Source organism: Streptomyces sp. NBC_00078 (assembly GCF_026343335.1).
In the GTDB taxonomy this organism is placed as follows: Bacteria; Actinomycetota; Actinomycetes; order Streptomycetales; family Streptomycetaceae; genus Streptomyces.
Genome location: NZ_JAPELX010000001.1, coordinates 4,955,699 through 4,971,657 on the forward strand (window position 1 = coordinate 4,955,699; position 15,959 = coordinate 4,971,657).

Sequence of the window (15,959 nt, forward strand, 5' to 3'; positions counted from 1 at the left end):
TCCCCAGCGGCCCACCCTCTCGGCAGCCCCCGCTCCACCCGGCCTCGCCCTCGGCCCGGCGCCGAGTGCGCGTCCGAGGAGGTCGATGGCGTTGCGCTGGAGGCGGCGCCGGACGTACGCATACACCGTCGCGGTTACGCCGAGAAGAGCCGCGGGATTCCGTGCGGTGACGGGCGTCGGGCGGATCGTCGTTCAGTGGCCGGCCTGCCTTCCCGTGTCGGCCGAGGTGACCCATCCTTGACCCGGACATGGCCATTTCCTGGTTTCCGGCACTGGCGGGGCGCGCGCACGATCTACGCGGGTAGCCGCCGCTCCCGCGTCCCTCTTCACCCTTCTCCAGTACCAGGAGCCCCGTATGCCCGTCAGTCCCATGAACCGCCGGGAGTTCGTGCAGAAGTCGGCCGTCACCGGTGCCGCCGTCGCCGCCGCGGGTGCGGTCGGCACCGGCAGCGCCGAGGCCGCCGACCACAGGCCCGGCAAGCCCGGGAAGAAGGCACCCAGGACGTGGACCTTCTCCATCCTGGGCACCACCGACCTGCACAGCCACGTCTTCGACTGGGACTACTACCTGGACAAGGCCTACAGCGACAAGGCGGGCAACTCCGTCGGCGTCGCGCGCGTCGCCACCCTCATCAAGCAGCAGCGCGAGGCCAAGGGCGAGGAGCACGTCCTGCTCGTCGACGCCGGCGACATCATCCAGGGCACCTCGCTCGCCTACTACTTCGCCCGCGTCGACCCGATCACGGGCAAGGACGGCAAGAAGGGGCCGCGGCACCCCATGGCCGTCGCCATGAACCACATGCGCTACGACGCCGCCGCGCTCGGCAACCACGAGTTCAACTACGGCATCGAGGTGCTGCGCAAGTTCGAGCAGCAGTGTCACTTCCCGCTGCTGGGCGCGAACGCGCTGGACGCCAAGACCCTGCGCCCCGCCTTCGCCCCGTACACCGTGAAGCGGATCTGCGTGCCGGGCGCGCCTGACATCAAGGTCGGCATCCTCGGGCTCACCAACCCCGGCATCGCGCTGTGGGACAAGGACAACGTCGCCGGCAAGATGGTGTTCCCCGGCCTGGTCGAGCAGGCGAAGAAGTACGTGCCGAGGCTGCGCGCGCTCGGCTGTGACGTCGTCTTCCTGACGGACCACTCCGGGCTCGACGGATCGACCTCGTACGGTGACGCGCTCCCGTACGTGGAGAACGCCTCCAACCTCGTCGCCGAGCAGGTGCCCGGCATCGACGCGATCCTGGTCGGCCACACGCACGTCGAGGTGCCCTCGTACACCGTGAAGAACGAGGAGAGCGGCGCCGACGTCCTGCTCTCCGAGCCGTACTGCTGGGGCTACCGGCTCAGCGTCTTCGACTTCGAGCTCGAACTGCACCACGGGCAGTGGAAGGTGACGAAGAAGACGGCCCAGACCCTCAACCCGAACACCGTGGACGAGGACCCGGAGATCAAGAAGCTCCTCCAGGCCGACCACGAGCTGGTCGTGAAGTACGTCAACACGGCCGTCGGCACCTGCACCCAGGACCTCTCGGGGGCGGAGGCCTGCTGGAAGGACGTGCCGATCATGGACTTCATCCACCAGGTCCAGATGGACACGGTGAAGGCGGGCCTGTCGACGAGCGATGCCGCGCTGCCGCTGATCTCCGTCGCCGCGCCCTTCAGCCGGACCGCAGACATCCCGGCAGGCAGCGTCACGATCAAGGACATCGCCGGCCTCTACATCTACGACAACACCCTGTACGGCAAGAAGCTCACCGGCGCCCAGCTCAAGGACTACCTGGAGTTCGCGGCGAAGTACTACCACCAGGTGCCGGTCGGCACGAAGGTCGACACCGCGGCGGTGACGAACGCCAACAGCTTCTGGGACTACATGTACGACACGGCCGCCGGCGTCTCGTACGACATCGACATCGCGCAGGCGGAGGGTTCGCGGATCAAGAACCTGACGTACGAGGGCGCCGCCGTCGCCGACGACCAGGTCTTCGTCGTGGCGGTCAACAACTACCGGGCGAACGGCGGCTCCGGCTACCCGCACATCGCCTCGGCCGACATCGCGTACAGCTCGACCAACGAGATCCGCCAGCTGATGATCGACTACGTCACCGCCAAGGGCGCCCTGGACCCGGCCGACTTCGCGGATGCCAACTGGAAGCTGACGCAGGGCGGGACGGCGGTGTTCTAGGGCGAAAACCCCGGCGGCGGTGCGGCAGTTGGCGAGCCGGGCCCGCCGTCGGGGCATGGTGTCCCGGCGACTGCGCAGTCGGAGCAGGCGGGCGGCAGGCCGAGGCAGGCGTGCACGACCTGGCTCAACCTCCGGTCGATGGCCGCTCGTTCAACGGCGGGATCCGGCGAACTCTGCGACGGGATGAGCGCATACGGCATCGCTGCCGTCAGCACGGAGAGCGTGACCGTGTCCTGCTCGCTGCCCCGCGGCAGATGGCCGGTCACATGCTCACCCAGCCAGTGCCAGGCTTTTTGGTGCCACACGGTGGTCAGACAAAGGATGGCGGCGTACGTCAGCGTCGGCTCGGTCCGCGCCATGGCTCCTACGACCGGGTGCTCCCGCAGCAGCCGGGCCGCCCGCACCACGACGCGAACCGCGCAACACCGTGGTGGCGGCAGCGGGCCCGGCACCTCCCGGGCCGTGTCCAGCAGGCGTGTCAGCTCGTGCAGCGTGGCGTCCCTAAGCAGAACCCGGGGACTGGCCCAGTTCCGGTAGAGGAACGGGCGGTTGGTGCCGGCCAGCCGGGCGATGTGCGTCACGCCGACGCGCCGGGGGCCGTACGCGGCCAGCGCGTCCAGAGTCGCGCGGTACACGGTGGCCATCCCGGGCGGCGCCTGGAGGTGTGGGGATCCGCTCATGCCGGTCAGCGTGGCGCGGAGGAGGGATGCGTGTCCCGAGGAAAGTGTGTCGGTTTCCCCGAAAGTGTCACGTTTTCTTGGCGGAGGGGGCAGCTGGAGCCGCGGGGAAGGTGGACATGGGTTGCTCTACGCTCGATGCACGATGTCCGTCGAGCGAATCGCGGAGGGTGTCCGTGGAGCCGATAGCACCTGAACTGCTCATGGCGCTCGCGGGAGGCACCGCGGGCGCGGCGGGACAACAGATCTGGACATCCCTGCGTGATCTGGTCCGGCGTAGACCAGCTGCTGGAGAGCCGCATGGGGAGAGCGAGTTGGCGGCCCTCGCCGAAGCGGCGGACAGCGCGGAACGCGCCAGGCTGCTGGCCGCGGCGTTGGTCCTGCGCGCCGAGCAGGACACCGCCTTCGCCCAGGCCCTGGCGGAATGGCGGCGGAAGGCCGAGCCCCTGGTCGGCCAGTGGACCGGCGCCGGCGACGTGCACAACGAGATATCGGGGGGAACGCAGGAGACCGTCATCATGACGCGGGACATCCACGGTTCCATCAACCTTGGCGGCTAAGCGTTCCGTGGCGGAACACGGGGAAGCCGAGGAGCGACCGGGGGACGCACAATGAGGTCTCCGGCGGAACGCACAGGAACGTCCGATCCCCGGGACCAGGGCCTGACCTATTACGCCGAACAGCCCGGAAAGGGGAAGCGCTACGAGATGTTCCTGCGTCGGCAGCTCGGTTGGAACGACAAGGGCAAGCCGCTGACCTGGCGGATCTGGGTGCAGGTCGACGTCCCGGAGAGCGACAGGGCACTGGCTCAGAAGATCGTGAACGACATCTTCACGCAGACCGCCGGGTTGGGGCGCGTCAGACGGTGATGCCGCCGACGGCATGCGCAAGGGGCTTGCCTCGCCCGCGTCAATCCGCGAACGCCCCCGCGTGCTCCCGCGCCCACTGCGCGAACGTCCGTGGCCGGCGGCCCAGTGCCTTCTCCACCGTCGGAAGCACTTCTGCGCCCCGGTCGCTCTCCAACGTGCGCTGCATGATCGCGTCCACGACCTCCGGAGGGAAGCCGTAGTGGGCCATGCCCGTGCGGGCCGCGTCGTCCGGGACCGGGCGCAGGCGCAGGTCGCGGCCCAACGCCTTGCCCAGGATGGCCAGTTCGTCCGCCGGAGTCAGGGACTGCGGGCCGCTCAGTTCGTACGTCGCGCCCGCGTGGTCGTCGGTCGTCAGGGCCAGTGCCGCCACCTCCGCCAGGTCCGCCGGGTCGATGCTCGCCGCCGGGCGGTCCGCGAAGGGCGTGGAGACCTCGTCGCCCGCGCGGAGTTGGCCCGCCCACTGGAGTGCGTTCGACATGAAGCGGCCGGGGCGCAGCAGCGTCCAGGCGAAGCCCGGGGACGGGTCCGTCACCGCCGCCTCCGCCTGTGCGTGCCAGCGGGCGATCACGTCGGATCCCGCGCCGCCGTCCAGCACCGACAGCTTCACCAGGCGCCGTAGGCCTGCCCGGGCCGCCGCCTCGGCGAGGGCGAGGTCGTGCGTCGGGCCGGGGGCCGTGCCGACGCCCTGGGCCGACATCAGGAAGGCGCCCTCGGTGCCCGCGAACGCCGCGTCGAGGCTCGCCGGGTCGTCCGCGTCGCCGTACACCGCCTCCACACCCTCGGGCAGCCGTGCCTCGGCCGGGCGGCGGGTCATCGCCCGTACCGGCTCGCCCGCGGCCGCCAGCCGCCGTACCAGCTCGCCGCCCACATGGCCCGTCGCCCCGGTCACCAGGATCATCGCCGTCTCCTCTCGTCGAGGCCTCCAGGCTGCGCGTCCCCACCTCCCCTGTGCATCGCGCGTGCGGAGGTACCGGCCCTGCTCCCGGGGGAGTACCCGCCGCCACAGAACAAGGCGCCCATTTCGGGCATACGCTGGGGGTGTACCTGTGGATGACAGGCGCGGGATGCAGAGGAAGGTGAGGGCCATGCGGATGCTGCTCAAGGCGTCCTTCGACACGGAGAAGGCGAACGAGGCCGTCAGGAACGGCACCCTGACGAAGATGGTCCAGGAGGCGGTGGAGCACATCAGGCCCGAGGCGGCCTACTTCACCGCCGACGAGGGCAGGCGCACCGCGTTCATCTTCTTCGACATGAAGGAAAGCTCCCAGATGCCGGCACTCAGCGAGCCGTTCTTCCAGAACCTCGACGCCAAGATCTCCTACACGCCGGTGATGAACCTGGAGGACGTACAGAAGGGCCTTTCGCAGACCGGGAGCTGACCCTCAGCTGAAGACGATCATCGACCCCTGCGCCAGACTCCGCGTCGCCGCCGCGTGCAGTCCGAGCCATACGTGGCGTTCGCGGGCGAAGGGGCTCGGGTCGTACGGCGCGGGGACGGCCGGCTCCTCCAACTCCGTGGGGGCACGCGGCGGTTCCGGCGCCGCCGGGGGGTTCGCCGGGTCGATGCCGATCGCCGGAGCGACGTATTCGAGTTCGCGCAGGAGAGCCTGCGCGGAGCCCAGCGGACCACCGCCGGCGAGGAGTTCGTCGTTGGAAAGGGGCTGGGGGAAGTCGACCGGGACGTACGCACCCGCGTGGTCGTAGTGCCAGACGAGATGCGACTGCTGGGCCGTCGACTCGAACATCTCCAGCAACTGCTCGTAGTCGCCGCCCAGTTCGTCCACCGGCGTCACCGGCAGACCGCACACCTGCAGCAGATAGACGCGGCGCAGGAAGTGCAGCGCGTCGTAGTCGAAGCCGGCCACCGGGGCGACCTCGCCGGACAGACCCGGCATGTACTGGTACACGGGCACAGGCGGAAGGCCGGCCGCGTTCAGTACGCCGTTGTACTGCGCGAGTTCCTCGGCGAACGGATTGTCGGGGGTGTGGCACAACACGTCGACGAGCGGTACCAGCCACAGGTCACAGGCCAAAGAGGGCTCCTCAGACAGGGTGGTCAAGGCCGGGCAGAAGGCAGGGTAGTCGGTACGGCTTCCGCTGACCCCTTCCAGGACGGGTCAGCTGCCCTGGTGCAGGTCCCATACCCACACTCCATGCGCCCACTTCCCGTCACGGCCCACCAGTTCGGTCACGGCCTTGCGCAGGGCGTCGTCGTGCGGCTGCGGCGCCACCACCAGCGCTCCTGCCTTCCAGTACGCGAAATCCCGCTTCGCCTGCGCCCGCCAGTTCTTGCCGATCGTGGGAATCACGCCTGTGTAGCGGACATCACCTAGCATCTGCGAGGTGTAGCGGGGGGAGGGGCCGTAGATGCCGACGCGGTCCTCGCCGTAGGGGCCGTTGAAGTAGCCGCCGGGGACGGCGAAGCCGAGGCCGGCCTCCTCCTGCCAGTGCAGGGCCTCCGCGTTGCCGGGATCGGGCAGCGGCACGGGGACGAGGGACTCGCCCTCGCGGACGTACCGCTTCCACGCCCCGTCGGTGAAGAAGGCCGGTGTCGGCGGGCGGCGGACCGTCTTCAGCGGGGCCGGGATCAGCGGCAGCAGCGCGAGACAGACCCCGAGCAGGCGGCAGACAGACCGCGGCGGCGATCGCCAGGCCGTTGAGCAGCGGCCGCCAGGACTGCCGGGCCACATCCCTGCGTACGACGGCGTAGGCGCCCGCGAACAGCGTCATGCCGATCGTCGCGAGCAGCAGCGGCTCCTCGCCGAGGAAGACCGGCCCGGGAGCCGATCGCCGCCGTGTTCCCCTCGCTCAGGGCCTTGTCGAGCTGCTCCAGATCCTCGATCGGGGACGCCAGATCGGCGTCCGTGACCAGCACGCGCCGGCCGCCGCGGGCGGCGACGCCCACCCGCAGGACGTTGCCCTTGCCGCGGTTGCGGGGGCTGGTGACGAGCTGGACGCGAGGATCCTCGCGGGCCGTGACCAGCTCGCGGGTGCCGTCCGTGGAACCGTCGTCGGCGACCACGACCTCCCACTCGCCCCAGCGGCCCTCGTTGTCGCGCAGATAGCCGGTGACCGCGTCCAGGGTGGGCCCCAGACGCTGCTCCTCGTTGAACGCGGGGATGATGACGGACAGGTCCACAACCCTGGCCACGGTGCTCATTCGTCCGCGGGCCCCTCGATGAGGCTCAGGGAGTACGCGTTGTACTCGGCGACGATCGCACGCGCCGTCGTGGTGTCGCGCTGCGCCAGGGCGTCGACCAGATCCGTGTGGGCGCACCACAGGGCGCCGCGCAGATCGGTCAGCCGCCGCAGATGCTGCACCGCGCACACCCAGGACTGCACGCGCAGCCGGTGCAGGAAGTCGGCGAGGTACGGGTTGCCGAAGAGGGCGCCGAGCTCGCGCCAGAAGCGCAGGTCGTAGCCGATCAGCACGGTGAGGTCGCCGGCGGCCGCGGCCCGCTGCGCCTCCTCGCCGCGGCGGCGCACCCCGGCGAGGGCGGCGACCGCGCGGGGCTCGTCGAACCGCCGGTTTCGCTCGGGCCTGATGCCCAGCTCGTGGAACATGCCGTCGGTGACCAGGGTGCGGGCCTCGACGATGCCGCGGTAGTCGCCGGCCGAGAACTCGTGGACATGGAAGCCACGGTGCTGGTCGGCGTCGAGGAGCCCCTGCGCGGACAGGTCGACGAGCGCCTCGCGCACGGGCGTCGCGGAGACCCCGTACTGCTCGGCGATCTCCTTGACCGTGAACTCCTGGCCCGGCTGCAGCCGCCCCGCCAGCACCTCGTCGCGCAGGGCGTCCGCGATCTGCTGGCGCAGGGTGTTGCGGGTGACGGCGCCGTTTCCGCTGCTGCCGGGCATGGGTCGGGCGTCTCCTCGTCGCGTTCGGGTGGCGTGCACGTCCATATGTACGAGCACGCCACCTTACGCGTTCGGATTCCGCGTGTTGACCCGCGTAGCCGTCGGCGGGCGGTACGGCGGCCGAACAGCCGCGGACGGCTAGCGCGTGTACTCGTCCGCCACCGAGAGCGCCGCGTCCAGCGCCGCGAGCCCCTCCTTCAGCTCGGCCTCACTCACGTTGCACGGGGGCACGACATGGGTGCGGTTCATGTTGATGAAGGGCCAGATGCCGTGCTTCTTCGCGGCGGCGCCGAAGGCGGCCATCGGCGCGTTCGCCTCGCCGGCCGCGTTGTACGGCACCAGCGGCTCGCGCGTCTCCTTGTCCTTCACCAACTCCAGCGCCCAGAACATGCCGACACCGCGCACCTCGCCGACGCTCGGGTGCCGCTCGGCCAGCCCGCGCAGGGCCGGCCCGACGACCGTGGCGCCGAGCTGCCCGGCGTTGTCGACGACGCCCTCCTGAGCCATGACGTTGATCGTCGCGACGGCGGCTGCACAGGCCAGTGGGTGCCCGGAGTACGTGAGACCACCGGGGTAGGGCCTCCTGGCGAAGGTCTCGGCGATCGCACCCGAGATCGCGACACCGCCCAGCGGCACATAACCGCTGTTCACGCCCTTGGCGAAGGTCATCAGGTCGGGCGTCACGCCGAACAGGTCGGCCGCGAACCACTCACCGGTCCGCCCGAACCCGGCCATCACCTCGTCGAGGACGAAGACGATTCCGTACTTGTCGCATATCTCACGTACGCCGGCGAGGTATCCGGGCGGCGGCACCATGATCCCGGCGGTCCCCGGGATGGTCTCCAGGATGATCGCGGCGACGGTGGCCGGCCCCTCGAAGGCGATCGTCGTCTCCAGGTGCTCCAGCGCCCGCGCGCACTCCTGCTCCTCGGTCTCGGCGTAGAAGCGGGAGCGGTAGAGGTACGGCGCCCAGAAGTGCACGACACCGGCCGCGGCGCCGTCGGAGGCCCAGCGGCGCGGGTCGCCGGTGAGGTTGATCGCCTGCTGGGTGCCGCCGTGGTACGAGCGGTACGCCGACAGCACCTTCGGGCGCCCGGTGTGCAGCCGCGCCATCCGCACGGCGTGCTCCACGGCGTCGGCCCCGCCGTTGGTGAAGAAGATCTTGTCCAGGTCGCCGGGAGTCCGCTCGGCGATCAGCCGGGCCGCCTCGGAGCGGGCCTCGATCGCGAAGGCGGGCGCGAACGTCGTCAGGTGTGCGGCCTGCTCCTGTATCGCGGCGACGACCTTCGGGTGCTGGTAGCCGATGTTGGTGTAGACGAGCCCGCTGGTGAAGTCCAGATACCGCTTGCCGTCGTAGTCCCAGAAGTACGACCCCTCCGCACCGGCGACGGCGAGCGGGTCGATGAGCTCCTGCGCGGACCAGGAGTGGAACACATGGGCACGGTCCATGGCCTTCACGGCGGCGCCGGCCTCGGGGTTTGGCTGAGGGGTCATGGCGCGAGCGTAGATGTCCGAGGTGCCCGCTCGGTATCGGCTTCCTGTCTGTGAAGTGGGGGTTTCCGCGACAGGTTGTCCACGGAGGGGCAGGTGGCCCGCTATTGACAGCAGGCTGTCGAATTGGCAGCCTGCTGTCATACTGCTTTTCGCCGGAGGAGGAATCATGAGCCGCAAGCCTGTGCACCTCGCCGTCTACGACACCCTCGCCGACTGGGAGACGGGGCACACGACGGCCTATCTCGCCCGCGCCGGGTACGAGATCCGCACCGTGGGGCCGACCCGGGAGCCGGTGCGCTCCATCGGAGGCCTCCGCGTCCAGCCCGACCTGGCCCTGGACGACGCACGGCCCGAGGACAGCTCCTTGCTGATCCTCCCGGGCGCCGACCTCTGGGACGCCGGCGACGAGCTCGCCCCCTTCGCCCGCAGGGCCCGCGCCTTCCTCGATGCGGGCGTCCCGGTCGCCGCCATCTGCGGAGCCACCGCCGGGCTCGCGCGAGAGGGACTGCTCGACGGCCGCGACCACACCAGCGCGATCTCCTTCTACCTCGCCGCGACCGGGTACCAGGGCGGCGAGCGGTACGTCGACGCCGACGCCGTCACCGACGGGAACCTGATCACCGCAGGGCCCACCGAGCCCGTCGCCTTCGCGCGGGAGGTCTTCCGGCTGCTCGGGGTGTACGAGGGCGAGGTGCTGGACGCCTGGTACCGGCTGTTCCACGACTCGGACGCGCAGGCCTACGCCGTCCTGGAGAAGGCCGGCCGGTGAGCCGCGAACGCCAGGACCTGCTCAGCCGCAGTGCCCTCGGGGTCTTCCGGCTCAACGGCCAGTTCCTCGCCGTCGCAGAGGAGTTGGCGAAGCCCGCCGGACTCACGGCCGCCTGGTGGCAGGTGCTCGGCGCGGTTCTGGGCGAGCCGCTGTCCGTCGCCGGGATCGCCCGCGCCATGGGCATCACGCGGCAGAGCGTCCAGCGGATCGCCGACCTGCTCGTGCAGCGCGACCTCGCCGAGTACCGGCCCAACCCCGCCCACCGCCGCGCCAAGCTCCTCGCGCCGACGGCCCAGGGGCGCGCGGCGATCGCGTGTATCGGCCCGGGTCACGCGGCCTTCGCCGACCGGCTCGCGCAGGAGTTCGGGGAGGCCGAACTCGCCGAGGCCGTCCGCGTACTGGAACGGCTGTCCAAGGTGCTGGACCGGCTGGGGCCGCCCGTTACGGAACCGTAGACACCGCTCCGTCCATCTCCCCGTACGCCCGCACTATCGTTGGGATGTTGCACAGGGCGTATCGGGGGATTTCGGGGGACCTGCGATGGAGAAGCTCGGGGCTGGGGATCCGCAGCGTATCGGGGCGTACCGGCTGCTCGCGCGGCTCGGGGCCGGCGGGATGGGGCATGTGTATCTCGCCCGGTCGGACCGGGGTCGTACCGTCGCCGTGAAGCTGGTGCGGGAGGAGCTGGCCGCGCAGGAGGAGTTCCGGGCGCGGTTCAGGCAGGAGGTGCAGGCCGCGCGGCAGGTCGGCGGGCACTGGACGGCACCCGTCCTGGACGCCGACACCGAGGCCGCCGTGCCCTGGGTCGCCACCGGGTACGTCGCCGGGCCGAGCCTGCAGCAGGTCGTCGGGCGCGACCACGGGGCGCTGCCCGAGCGTTCGGTGCGCATCCTCGCGGCCGGGCTCGCGCACGCACTGCAGGACATCCACGCTGCCGGGATCATCCACCGCGACCTCAAGCCGTCCAACGTGCTGGTGACGATCGACGGTCCGCGGGTCATCGACTTCGGGATCGCGCGGGCGCTGGAGACCGTGACGGACGGCGGGCTGACCCGGACCGGCGCGCTCGTCGGGTCGCCCGGGTTCATGGCGCCCGAGCAGGTGCGCGGCGACCGGATCACGCCCGCCTGCGACGTCTTCTGCCTGGGCTCGGTGCTGGCGTACGCCGCCACCGGCCACCTTCCCTTCGGCGGCGCCAACAGCGGTGTGCACGCCCTGATGTTCCGTATCGCCCAGGAGGAGCCCGACCTGGAGGGGATGCCCGAGGGCATCGCCGACCTCGTACGGGACTGTCTGAAGAAGGATCCCGGCGCCCGGCCGGCGCTGGACGACGTGCTGGAGCGGACCGGGGCCGAGGACACCGTGCTCGGCGGGCGCTCGCGGGACCCGTGGCTGCCGAGCGCCCTGGTCGCCCAACTCGGGCGGCACGCCGTGCAGTTGCTGGACTCCGAGGACCCGGAGGAGGCGACCGGGCCCGGGGGTTCGCAGGGCGCCGCGGGGCCCTCGCTGAAGAAGGCGGCACCCGAGGCCTCGCCCGAGCACGCCCCCGCCGCCGACTCCGCACCGGAGCCGGGCGCCGCCGCGGTGCCGCCCCCGCCCGGACAGCCGGGCACCGGGGCGCCGCTGAACCACCTCCCGACGATGGTCGGGGGACAGGGCACCCAGACACCCCCGCCCGGCCATCCGGCCTACGGCTATCCGCAGCAGCATCCCCAGCAGCAGCCCGGCTACGGCTACCCGCAGCAGCCGCCGCCCGGTGCCTACGGCTACCCCCAGCAGCCCGGCGCCTACGGAGGCCTGGGCTCCACTCCTCCCTACGGCCCGCCCTACGCCGGCCCGGTCCCGCCCGCCCCGCAGGAACCGCCCAGGAGGAGCGGCCGCTCCACCGCGGCGCTGATCGCCGTCGCCCTGGTCGTCGCCCTGGGCGCCGGCGGCTCGGTGTACGCCCTCATGAGCGGCGGCGACAAGTCCGACGACAAGTCCGGCCCGGCCCCGACCACCGGCGCACCCCGCACGTCCGGCCCGACGACGTCCCGGCCGGACCCGACGAGCCCGCACCCCACCACCCCCGCGCCGTCCGACGGTGCGATCCCGGCCGGCTACCTGGGCACCTGGACGACGACCATCACCAACGCCGACGGTGAGAACACCCGTGAACTCACCATCCAGCAGGGCGAGGTGGGCGACACGGTGCTCTCCCTCGTCGCCGACGGACCCACGAGCAACGGCACCTACCACTGCGTCTTCCAGGCCGACCTGACCTCGGCGCCTGGCAGCGGCGGCATGATCCAGATCGGCCCGTCCACCGTGACGTCCGGCGACTCGGGCTACTGCAAGCCGGGCGACGCCACCGTGATCAGTCTGCTGCCTGACGGCAGTCTGAGCCGTGAGAACAGCAGCAACGGCGAGAAGCTGACGTACACCAAGGAGTAACCTCAAGTCCCCTTCTCCGCAAGGCCGTTGAGACCAGGGCCGGGAGTCGCTGTCGCCGCGGCAGCCGCGCTCACCTCGGCTCGGGTGGCCGCTGACGTGGCATGTTGGGCCGTGCGCCCGTGCCCGGCGGCAGCGGGAAACGGCCCTGCGCGCTGCCGATCTCCTGGCGCCCGGCGCCGGTCCCGGCGGACTGGATACTCATCGGCGCGGTCCCCGTGCGGAACTCCACCATCCAGTCGGCCGTCTCCGTGCGCACCAGCTCGGTCACGTCGTCCGAGAACCGCCGCAGCACCCCGAGGCACCGCTCCGCGGCCTCGCTCGCCGTCCCCTCCGCGGGCCCCAGCACCTCCCGCACACTCTCCGAGGCCCAGTCGAACTGCAGCACCTGCAGCCGCCGTTGCACGGCCTGCGCGGTCGCCACGTCCCTTATCCAGCCCGACGTCACGCCGAAGAACCGGTCCACGGCCACGCACGCCACCGCGAGCAGCAGCGCCAGGTACCCCCACGCGGCCAGCCCCGCGGCCAGCCCGGTCAGATCCAGCAGCGGCAGCGCGGCCCCGGTGACGGCCCCCGCCGCGGCCCCCGTGCGCAGCGCCCGCGCGCCCCGCCGCTTCCACGCCCGGTCCGCGAGATACCAGGCCGCCGTCTCAAGCGCCCCCTGCTCGACCCACCGGTACAGCTCGTGCAGGCGCTCGGCCGGCTCGCCCCAGTCCCCCAGGGGCAACGCGCGCCCGGTCAGATCGCCCGGCCGCAGTCCGGCCGCACCCTCTCCCCGCCCGTCCTGGGGCGGACCCTCGGGCTGCATCTCCGGCTGACCCACCGGCACTCCCTACTGATCACGAGACTGATCACGAACGCACACGTTGCGTGACACCCGACGCTGACGTGCCGGACCCTTCCTACCGCCCAATGGGTGGCGAAGCCCCGGGATCCGCCTCTTTTCCATCCGGAAGTGCGCCTTGATCAGGTATAGGACTCGGCAAAGGCTCACTCGAAAGAGTGCTGGGGCGATGGCTGCCGGGACCACGTAGGCTCGTGCCAGGCGGGAAAAACTCGCCCAGACAGCCGTACGAAACCAGGAGCTGATCGTGATTCCCGGTGGTGGCCAGCCCAACATGCAGCAGCTGCTCCAGCAGGCCCAGAAAATGCAGGAGGACCTGCAGCGTGCGCAGGAGGAACTGGCGCAGACCGAGGTCGAAGGGCAGGCGGGCGGCGGCCTGGTGAAGGCCACCGTCACCGGCTCCGGCGAGCTGCGCGCGCTGAAGATCGACCCGAAGGCGGTGGACCCCGAGGCCGGATCCATCGAAGAGACGGTCGAGACCCTCGCGGACCTCGTCGTCGCGGCGGTCCAGGCGGCCAACGAGAACGCCCAGACTCTCCAGCAGCAGAAGCTCGGCCCGCTCGCGCAGGGCCTGGGCGGCGGCAGCGGTATTCCCGGCCTGCCTTTCTAAGACGGGTGTCCGCCAACTACCGTACGCACTGAAGGAACCCCAGGAAGGGCGGCAGTCCGTTGTACGAAGGCGTGGTGCAGGACCTGATCGACGAACTGGGGCGGCTGCCCGGCGTCGGTCCCAAGAGCGCCCAGCGGATCGCCTTCCACATCCTGCAGGCCGAACCGACGGACGTACGGCGCCTCGCGCAGGCCCTCATGGAGGTCAAGGCGAAGGTCCGCTTCTGTGCGACCTGCGGCAACATCGCGCAGGAAGAGCTGTGCAACATCTGCCGCGACACCCGCCGCGACGTCTCCGTCATCTGTGTGGTGGAGGAGCCCAAGGACGTGGTCGCCATCGAGCGCACACGTGAGTTCCGTGGCCGCTACCACGTCCTGGGCGGAGCGATCAGCCCCATCGAGGGTGTGGGACCCGACGACCTGCGTATACGAGAACTTCTCGCACGGTTGGCCGACGGGACGGTCACGGAACTGATCCTGGCCACGGACCCGAACCTGGAGGGCGAGGCCACAGCCACCTACCTCGCCCGCATGATCAAGCCCATGGGCCTCAAGGTCACCCGCCTGGCCAGCGGCCTCCCGGTGGGTGGCGACCTGGAATACGCGGACGAGGTGACCCTCGGCCGCGCCTTCGAGGGGAGACGACTCCTAGATGTCTGACGCGACGCTGCATGCCACGACGCACGACCCGGACGACTTCGCGGTCCAGATCGCGGACCAGGTGGAGAGCTTCCTGGTGGCCGTCACCGAGGTGGCCAAGGGCGACGAGCCGGACTCGGCGGTCCCCTTCCTCCTCCTGGAGGTCTCCCAGCTGATGCTGGCCGGCGGTCGCCTCGGCGCGCACGAGGACATCGTCCCCGACGAGCGCTACGAACCCGACACGGGCCCGGACGCCGACGTGGACGACCTCCGCGAGAACCTGGCCCGGCTGCTGGAGCCGATCGACGTCTACTCCGAGGTCTTCGACCCGTACGAGCCCCGTACCGCCCCGGTCCCGGCCCGTATCTCCGACGACCTGACCGACGTCATCACCGACCTCCGCCACGGCATGGCCCACTACCGCGCGGGCCGCACCTCGGAGGCCCTGTGGTGGTGGCAGTTCTCCTACTTCTCCAACTGGGGCTCCACGGCGTCGGCCGCGCTGCGCGCGCTCCAGTCGATCGTCGCCCACGTGCGCCTGAACCAGCCCCTGGAGGAGCTGGACGGCCTGGACACCGACCAGGCCTCCATGGGCGACGAGACCCTGGAGTTCGAGGCCGGCAAGGTGATGCAGGAGGAGATCGGGGGGCCGCTGGGGGTGCGGCCGGTCACGTAGCCGTCCTGGGGAAGCGGCCGACCTGTCCGAGCAGGGCGAACAGCTCCGTCGGCGACCGCGTGACGCCGGTGCCCCCGCCTCGGCCACCCCGTCCCGGCGGGCTGCCGCACCGGCTTCATGGTGTGGCCCACTGCACCTTCGGTCGGGTAGGGCGCACCCTCGTTGCCGTTGTGGGGATGGGCGTCGTATCGGCCGGAGCGGGCGTCGGTCCTCTGCGTGGCCGAACGTGACCGGGCCGTCACTCCACGCGAGTTGGGTGTGTCCTGGAGCTGCGCTGTACGACACCTGCACAGGCCCTAACCAGTGAGAAGCGAGTCTGGAGTCACTTCCCCAGCAGGAACCGCGGACACCGCGGAGAACGCGAAGGGAGTCACCGCCCAGACCCGTACCGCACTGGAGACAGCGATGACCCGTCGTTCCATAAGCAAGCGCGCAGCCGTCGTCACCGCCACCGCCCTCGTGACCCTCGGCACCGTGGGCACCATCGCCGCCACCGCCGGGCCCGAGCACGCCGCCAAGCCCACCAAGACGCAGATCGCCGGCCTGTTCGACACCTGGAACAAGGCGCTCCAGACCGGCGACTCGGACAAGGTGGCGGACCTGTACGCGAGGGACGCGACCCTGCTGCCCACCGTCTCCAACGAGGTCCGGACCGACCGCGCCGGGATCGTCGACTACTTCGACCACTTCCTTGCCAACAAGCCGGTCGGCACGAAGATCGAGACGATCGTCAACGTGCTCGACAGCAACTCCGCGATCGACACCGGCGTCTACGAGTTCACGCTCACCGACCACGACACCGGCAGGAAGCGCGTCGTCGAGGCCCGCTACACGTACACGTACGAGAAGATCGACGGGAAGTGGAAGATCGTCAACCACCACTCCTCGGTGATGCCCGAGAAGAAGTGA

Annotated in this window: 18 protein-coding genes and 1 pseudogene; 11 read left to right on the top strand and 8 right to left on the bottom strand. The window is 70.8% G+C overall.

Annotation, left to right across the window (positions count from 1 at the left end):
- The first annotated feature begins 355 nt into the window (after nt 1-355).
- Entirely contained in the window at nt 356-2,185 is a 1,830-nt protein-coding gene (locus OOK07_RS23280) for a bifunctional metallophosphatase/5'-nucleotidase (protein ID WP_266682706.1), read from the top strand.
- On the opposite strand, the gene OOK07_RS23285 is transcribed toward OOK07_RS23280, so the two are convergent.
- Nucleotides 2,182-2,865: a TetR/AcrR family transcriptional regulator gene (locus tag OOK07_RS23285; protein ID WP_266682707.1), complete on the bottom strand. Its 684-nt coding sequence runs from the start codon at nt 2,863-2,865 to the stop codon at nt 2,182-2,184. The two genes, OOK07_RS23280 and OOK07_RS23285, sit on opposite strands and share 4 nt — an antisense overlap.
- 173 nt (nt 2,866-3,038) lie before the next feature.
- On the opposite strand from OOK07_RS23285, the gene OOK07_RS23290 reads away from it, so the two are divergent.
- Complete coding sequence (locus OOK07_RS23290) at nt 3,039-3,422, top strand: hypothetical protein (RefSeq protein WP_266682708.1); 384 nt, start codon at nt 3,039-3,041, stop codon at nt 3,420-3,422.
- A 51-nt stretch (nt 3,423-3,473) separates the two neighbouring features.
- The gene (locus OOK07_RS23295; protein ID WP_266682709.1) at nt 3,474-3,731 is read left to right on the top strand and encodes a hypothetical protein; all 258 of its coding nucleotides are present in this window, start codon (nt 3,474-3,476) and stop codon (nt 3,729-3,731) included.
- 40 nt (nt 3,732-3,771) lie between these two features.
- Here the strand turns inward: OOK07_RS23295 and OOK07_RS23300 are convergent, their stop codons facing one another.
- Complete coding sequence (locus OOK07_RS23300; protein ID WP_266798239.1) at nt 3,772-4,629, bottom strand: NAD(P)H-binding protein; 858 nt, start codon at nt 4,627-4,629, stop codon at nt 3,772-3,774.
- Nucleotides 4,630-4,816: 187 nt separating this feature from the next.
- Here OOK07_RS23300 and OOK07_RS23305 point away from each other — a divergent pair, with 187 nt between their 5' ends.
- Complete coding sequence (locus OOK07_RS23305) at nt 4,817-5,110, top strand: DUF3303 family protein (protein ID WP_266682711.1); 294 nt, start codon at nt 4,817-4,819, stop codon at nt 5,108-5,110.
- 3 nt (nt 5,111-5,113) lie between these two features.
- Here OOK07_RS23305 and OOK07_RS23310 read toward each other — a convergent pair whose 3' ends face one another.
- The 5 genes and pseudogenes from OOK07_RS23310 to OOK07_RS23325 all read right to left on the bottom strand — a co-directional run bounded on the left by OOK07_RS23310 (nt 5,114) and on the right by OOK07_RS23325 (nt 9,083).
- Complete coding sequence (locus OOK07_RS23310) at nt 5,114-5,764, bottom strand: putative DNA-mimic protein (protein WP_266682712.1); 651 nt, start codon at nt 5,762-5,764, stop codon at nt 5,114-5,116.
- Nucleotides 5,765-5,848: 84 nt separating this feature from the next.
- Nucleotides 5,849-6,352, bottom strand: a pseudogene (locus tag OOK07_RS43735) (glycosyltransferase family 2 protein); the annotation flags it as partial.
- Nucleotides 6,319-6,891: a glycosyltransferase gene (locus OOK07_RS43740; RefSeq protein ID WP_406312221.1), complete on the bottom strand. Its 573-nt coding sequence runs from the start codon at nt 6,889-6,891 to the stop codon at nt 6,319-6,321. The gene OOK07_RS43740 and the pseudogene OOK07_RS43735, both read right to left, overlap by 34 nt.
- Nucleotides 6,888-7,589, bottom strand: a complete 702-nt coding sequence (locus OOK07_RS23320; protein WP_266682713.1) for a GntR family transcriptional regulator — start codon at nt 7,587-7,589, stop codon at nt 6,888-6,890. The genes OOK07_RS43740 and OOK07_RS23320 overlap by 4 nt, the downstream gene beginning before the upstream one ends.
- Nucleotides 7,590-7,727: 138 nt before the next feature.
- The gene (locus tag OOK07_RS23325; RefSeq protein WP_266682714.1) at nt 7,728-9,083 is read right to left on the bottom strand and encodes an aspartate aminotransferase family protein; all 1,356 of its coding nucleotides are present in this window, start codon (nt 9,081-9,083) and stop codon (nt 7,728-7,730) included.
- A gap of 166 nt (nt 9,084-9,249) precedes the next feature.
- Between OOK07_RS23325 and OOK07_RS23330 the strand changes: the two genes are divergently transcribed.
- The 3 genes from OOK07_RS23330 to OOK07_RS23340 all read left to right on the top strand — a co-directional run bounded on the left by OOK07_RS23330 (nt 9,250) and on the right by OOK07_RS23340 (nt 12,285).
- Entirely contained in the window at nt 9,250-9,852 is a 603-nt protein-coding gene (locus tag OOK07_RS23330; RefSeq protein WP_266798240.1) for a type 1 glutamine amidotransferase family protein, read from the top strand.
- A complete protein-coding gene (locus OOK07_RS23335) occupies nt 9,849-10,307 on the top strand; it encodes a MarR family winged helix-turn-helix transcriptional regulator (protein ID WP_266682716.1) in 459 nt (152 codons plus the stop codon). Before OOK07_RS23330 ends, OOK07_RS23335 begins: the two co-directional genes overlap by 4 nt.
- Nucleotides 10,308-10,392: 85 nt before the next feature.
- Nucleotides 10,393-12,285: a protein kinase domain-containing protein gene (locus OOK07_RS23340; RefSeq protein ID WP_266798242.1), complete on the top strand. Its 1,893-nt coding sequence runs from the start codon at nt 10,393-10,395 to the stop codon at nt 12,283-12,285.
- Between the two features lie 70 nt (nt 12,286-12,355).
- Here the strand turns inward: OOK07_RS23340 and OOK07_RS23345 are convergent, their stop codons facing one another.
- Nucleotides 12,356-13,105, bottom strand: a complete 750-nt coding sequence (locus OOK07_RS23345; protein ID WP_266682718.1) for an SLATT domain-containing protein — start codon at nt 13,103-13,105, stop codon at nt 12,356-12,358.
- Nucleotides 13,106-13,373: 268 nt separating this feature from the next.
- On the opposite strand from OOK07_RS23345, the gene OOK07_RS23350 reads away from it, so the two are divergent.
- The 4 genes from OOK07_RS23350 to OOK07_RS23365 all read left to right on the top strand — a co-directional run bounded on the left by OOK07_RS23350 (nt 13,374) and on the right by OOK07_RS23365 (nt 15,959).
- On the top strand, nt 13,374-13,736 hold the full coding sequence (locus OOK07_RS23350; protein ID WP_266682719.1) for a YbaB/EbfC family nucleoid-associated protein: 363 nt from the start codon (nt 13,374-13,376) through the stop codon (nt 13,734-13,736).
- Between the two features lie 59 nt (nt 13,737-13,795).
- Complete coding sequence (gene recR, locus OOK07_RS23355; protein ID WP_266682720.1) at nt 13,796-14,395, top strand: recombination mediator RecR; 600 nt, start codon at nt 13,796-13,798, stop codon at nt 14,393-14,395.
- Complete coding sequence (locus OOK07_RS23360) at nt 14,388-15,050, top strand: DUF5063 domain-containing protein (RefSeq protein WP_266682721.1); 663 nt, start codon at nt 14,388-14,390, stop codon at nt 15,048-15,050. Before recR ends, OOK07_RS23360 begins: the two co-directional genes overlap by 8 nt.
- A gap of 405 nt (nt 15,051-15,455) precedes the next feature.
- On the top strand, nt 15,456-15,959 hold the full coding sequence (locus tag OOK07_RS23365; protein ID WP_266682722.1) for an SgcJ/EcaC family oxidoreductase: 504 nt from the start codon (nt 15,456-15,458) through the stop codon (nt 15,957-15,959).

Bases quoted from the DNA above. Each gene is read 5' to 3' on its own strand.
- OOK07_RS23340 (WP_266798242.1), top strand. From the start codon at position 10,393: ATGGAGAAGCTCGGGGCTGGGGATCCGCAGCGTATCGGGGCGTACCGG.
- OOK07_RS23280 (WP_266682706.1), top strand. From the start codon at position 356: ATGCCCGTCAGTCCCATGAACCGCCGGGAGTTCGTGCAGAAGTCGGCC.
- OOK07_RS23295 (WP_266682709.1), top strand. From the start codon at position 3,474: ATGAGGTCTCCGGCGGAACGCACAGGAACGTCCGATCCCCGGGACCAG.
- OOK07_RS23305 (WP_266682711.1), top strand. From the start codon at position 4,817: ATGCGGATGCTGCTCAAGGCGTCCTTCGACACGGAGAAGGCGAACGAG.
- OOK07_RS23360 (WP_266682721.1), top strand. From the start codon at position 14,388: ATGTCTGACGCGACGCTGCATGCCACGACGCACGACCCGGACGACTTC.
- OOK07_RS23285 (WP_266682707.1), bottom strand. From the start codon at position 2,865: ATGAGCGGATCCCCACACCTCCAGGCGCCGCCCGGGATGGCCACCGTG.
- OOK07_RS23300 (WP_266798239.1), bottom strand. From the start codon at position 4,629: ATGATCCTGGTGACCGGGGCGACGGGCCATGTGGGCGGCGAGCTGGTA.
- OOK07_RS23325 (WP_266682714.1), bottom strand. From the start codon at position 9,083: ATGACCCCTCAGCCAAACCCCGAGGCCGGCGCCGCCGTGAAGGCCATG.
- OOK07_RS23320 (WP_266682713.1), bottom strand. From the start codon at position 7,589: ATGCCCGGCAGCAGCGGAAACGGCGCCGTCACCCGCAACACCCTGCGC.
- OOK07_RS23365 (WP_266682722.1), top strand. From the start codon at position 15,456: ATGACCCGTCGTTCCATAAGCAAGCGCGCAGCCGTCGTCACCGCCACC.
- OOK07_RS23330 (WP_266798240.1), top strand. From the start codon at position 9,250: ATGAGCCGCAAGCCTGTGCACCTCGCCGTCTACGACACCCTCGCCGAC.
- OOK07_RS43740 (WP_406312221.1), bottom strand. From the start codon at position 6,891: ATGAGCACCGTGGCCAGGGTTGTGGACCTGTCCGTCATCATCCCCGCG.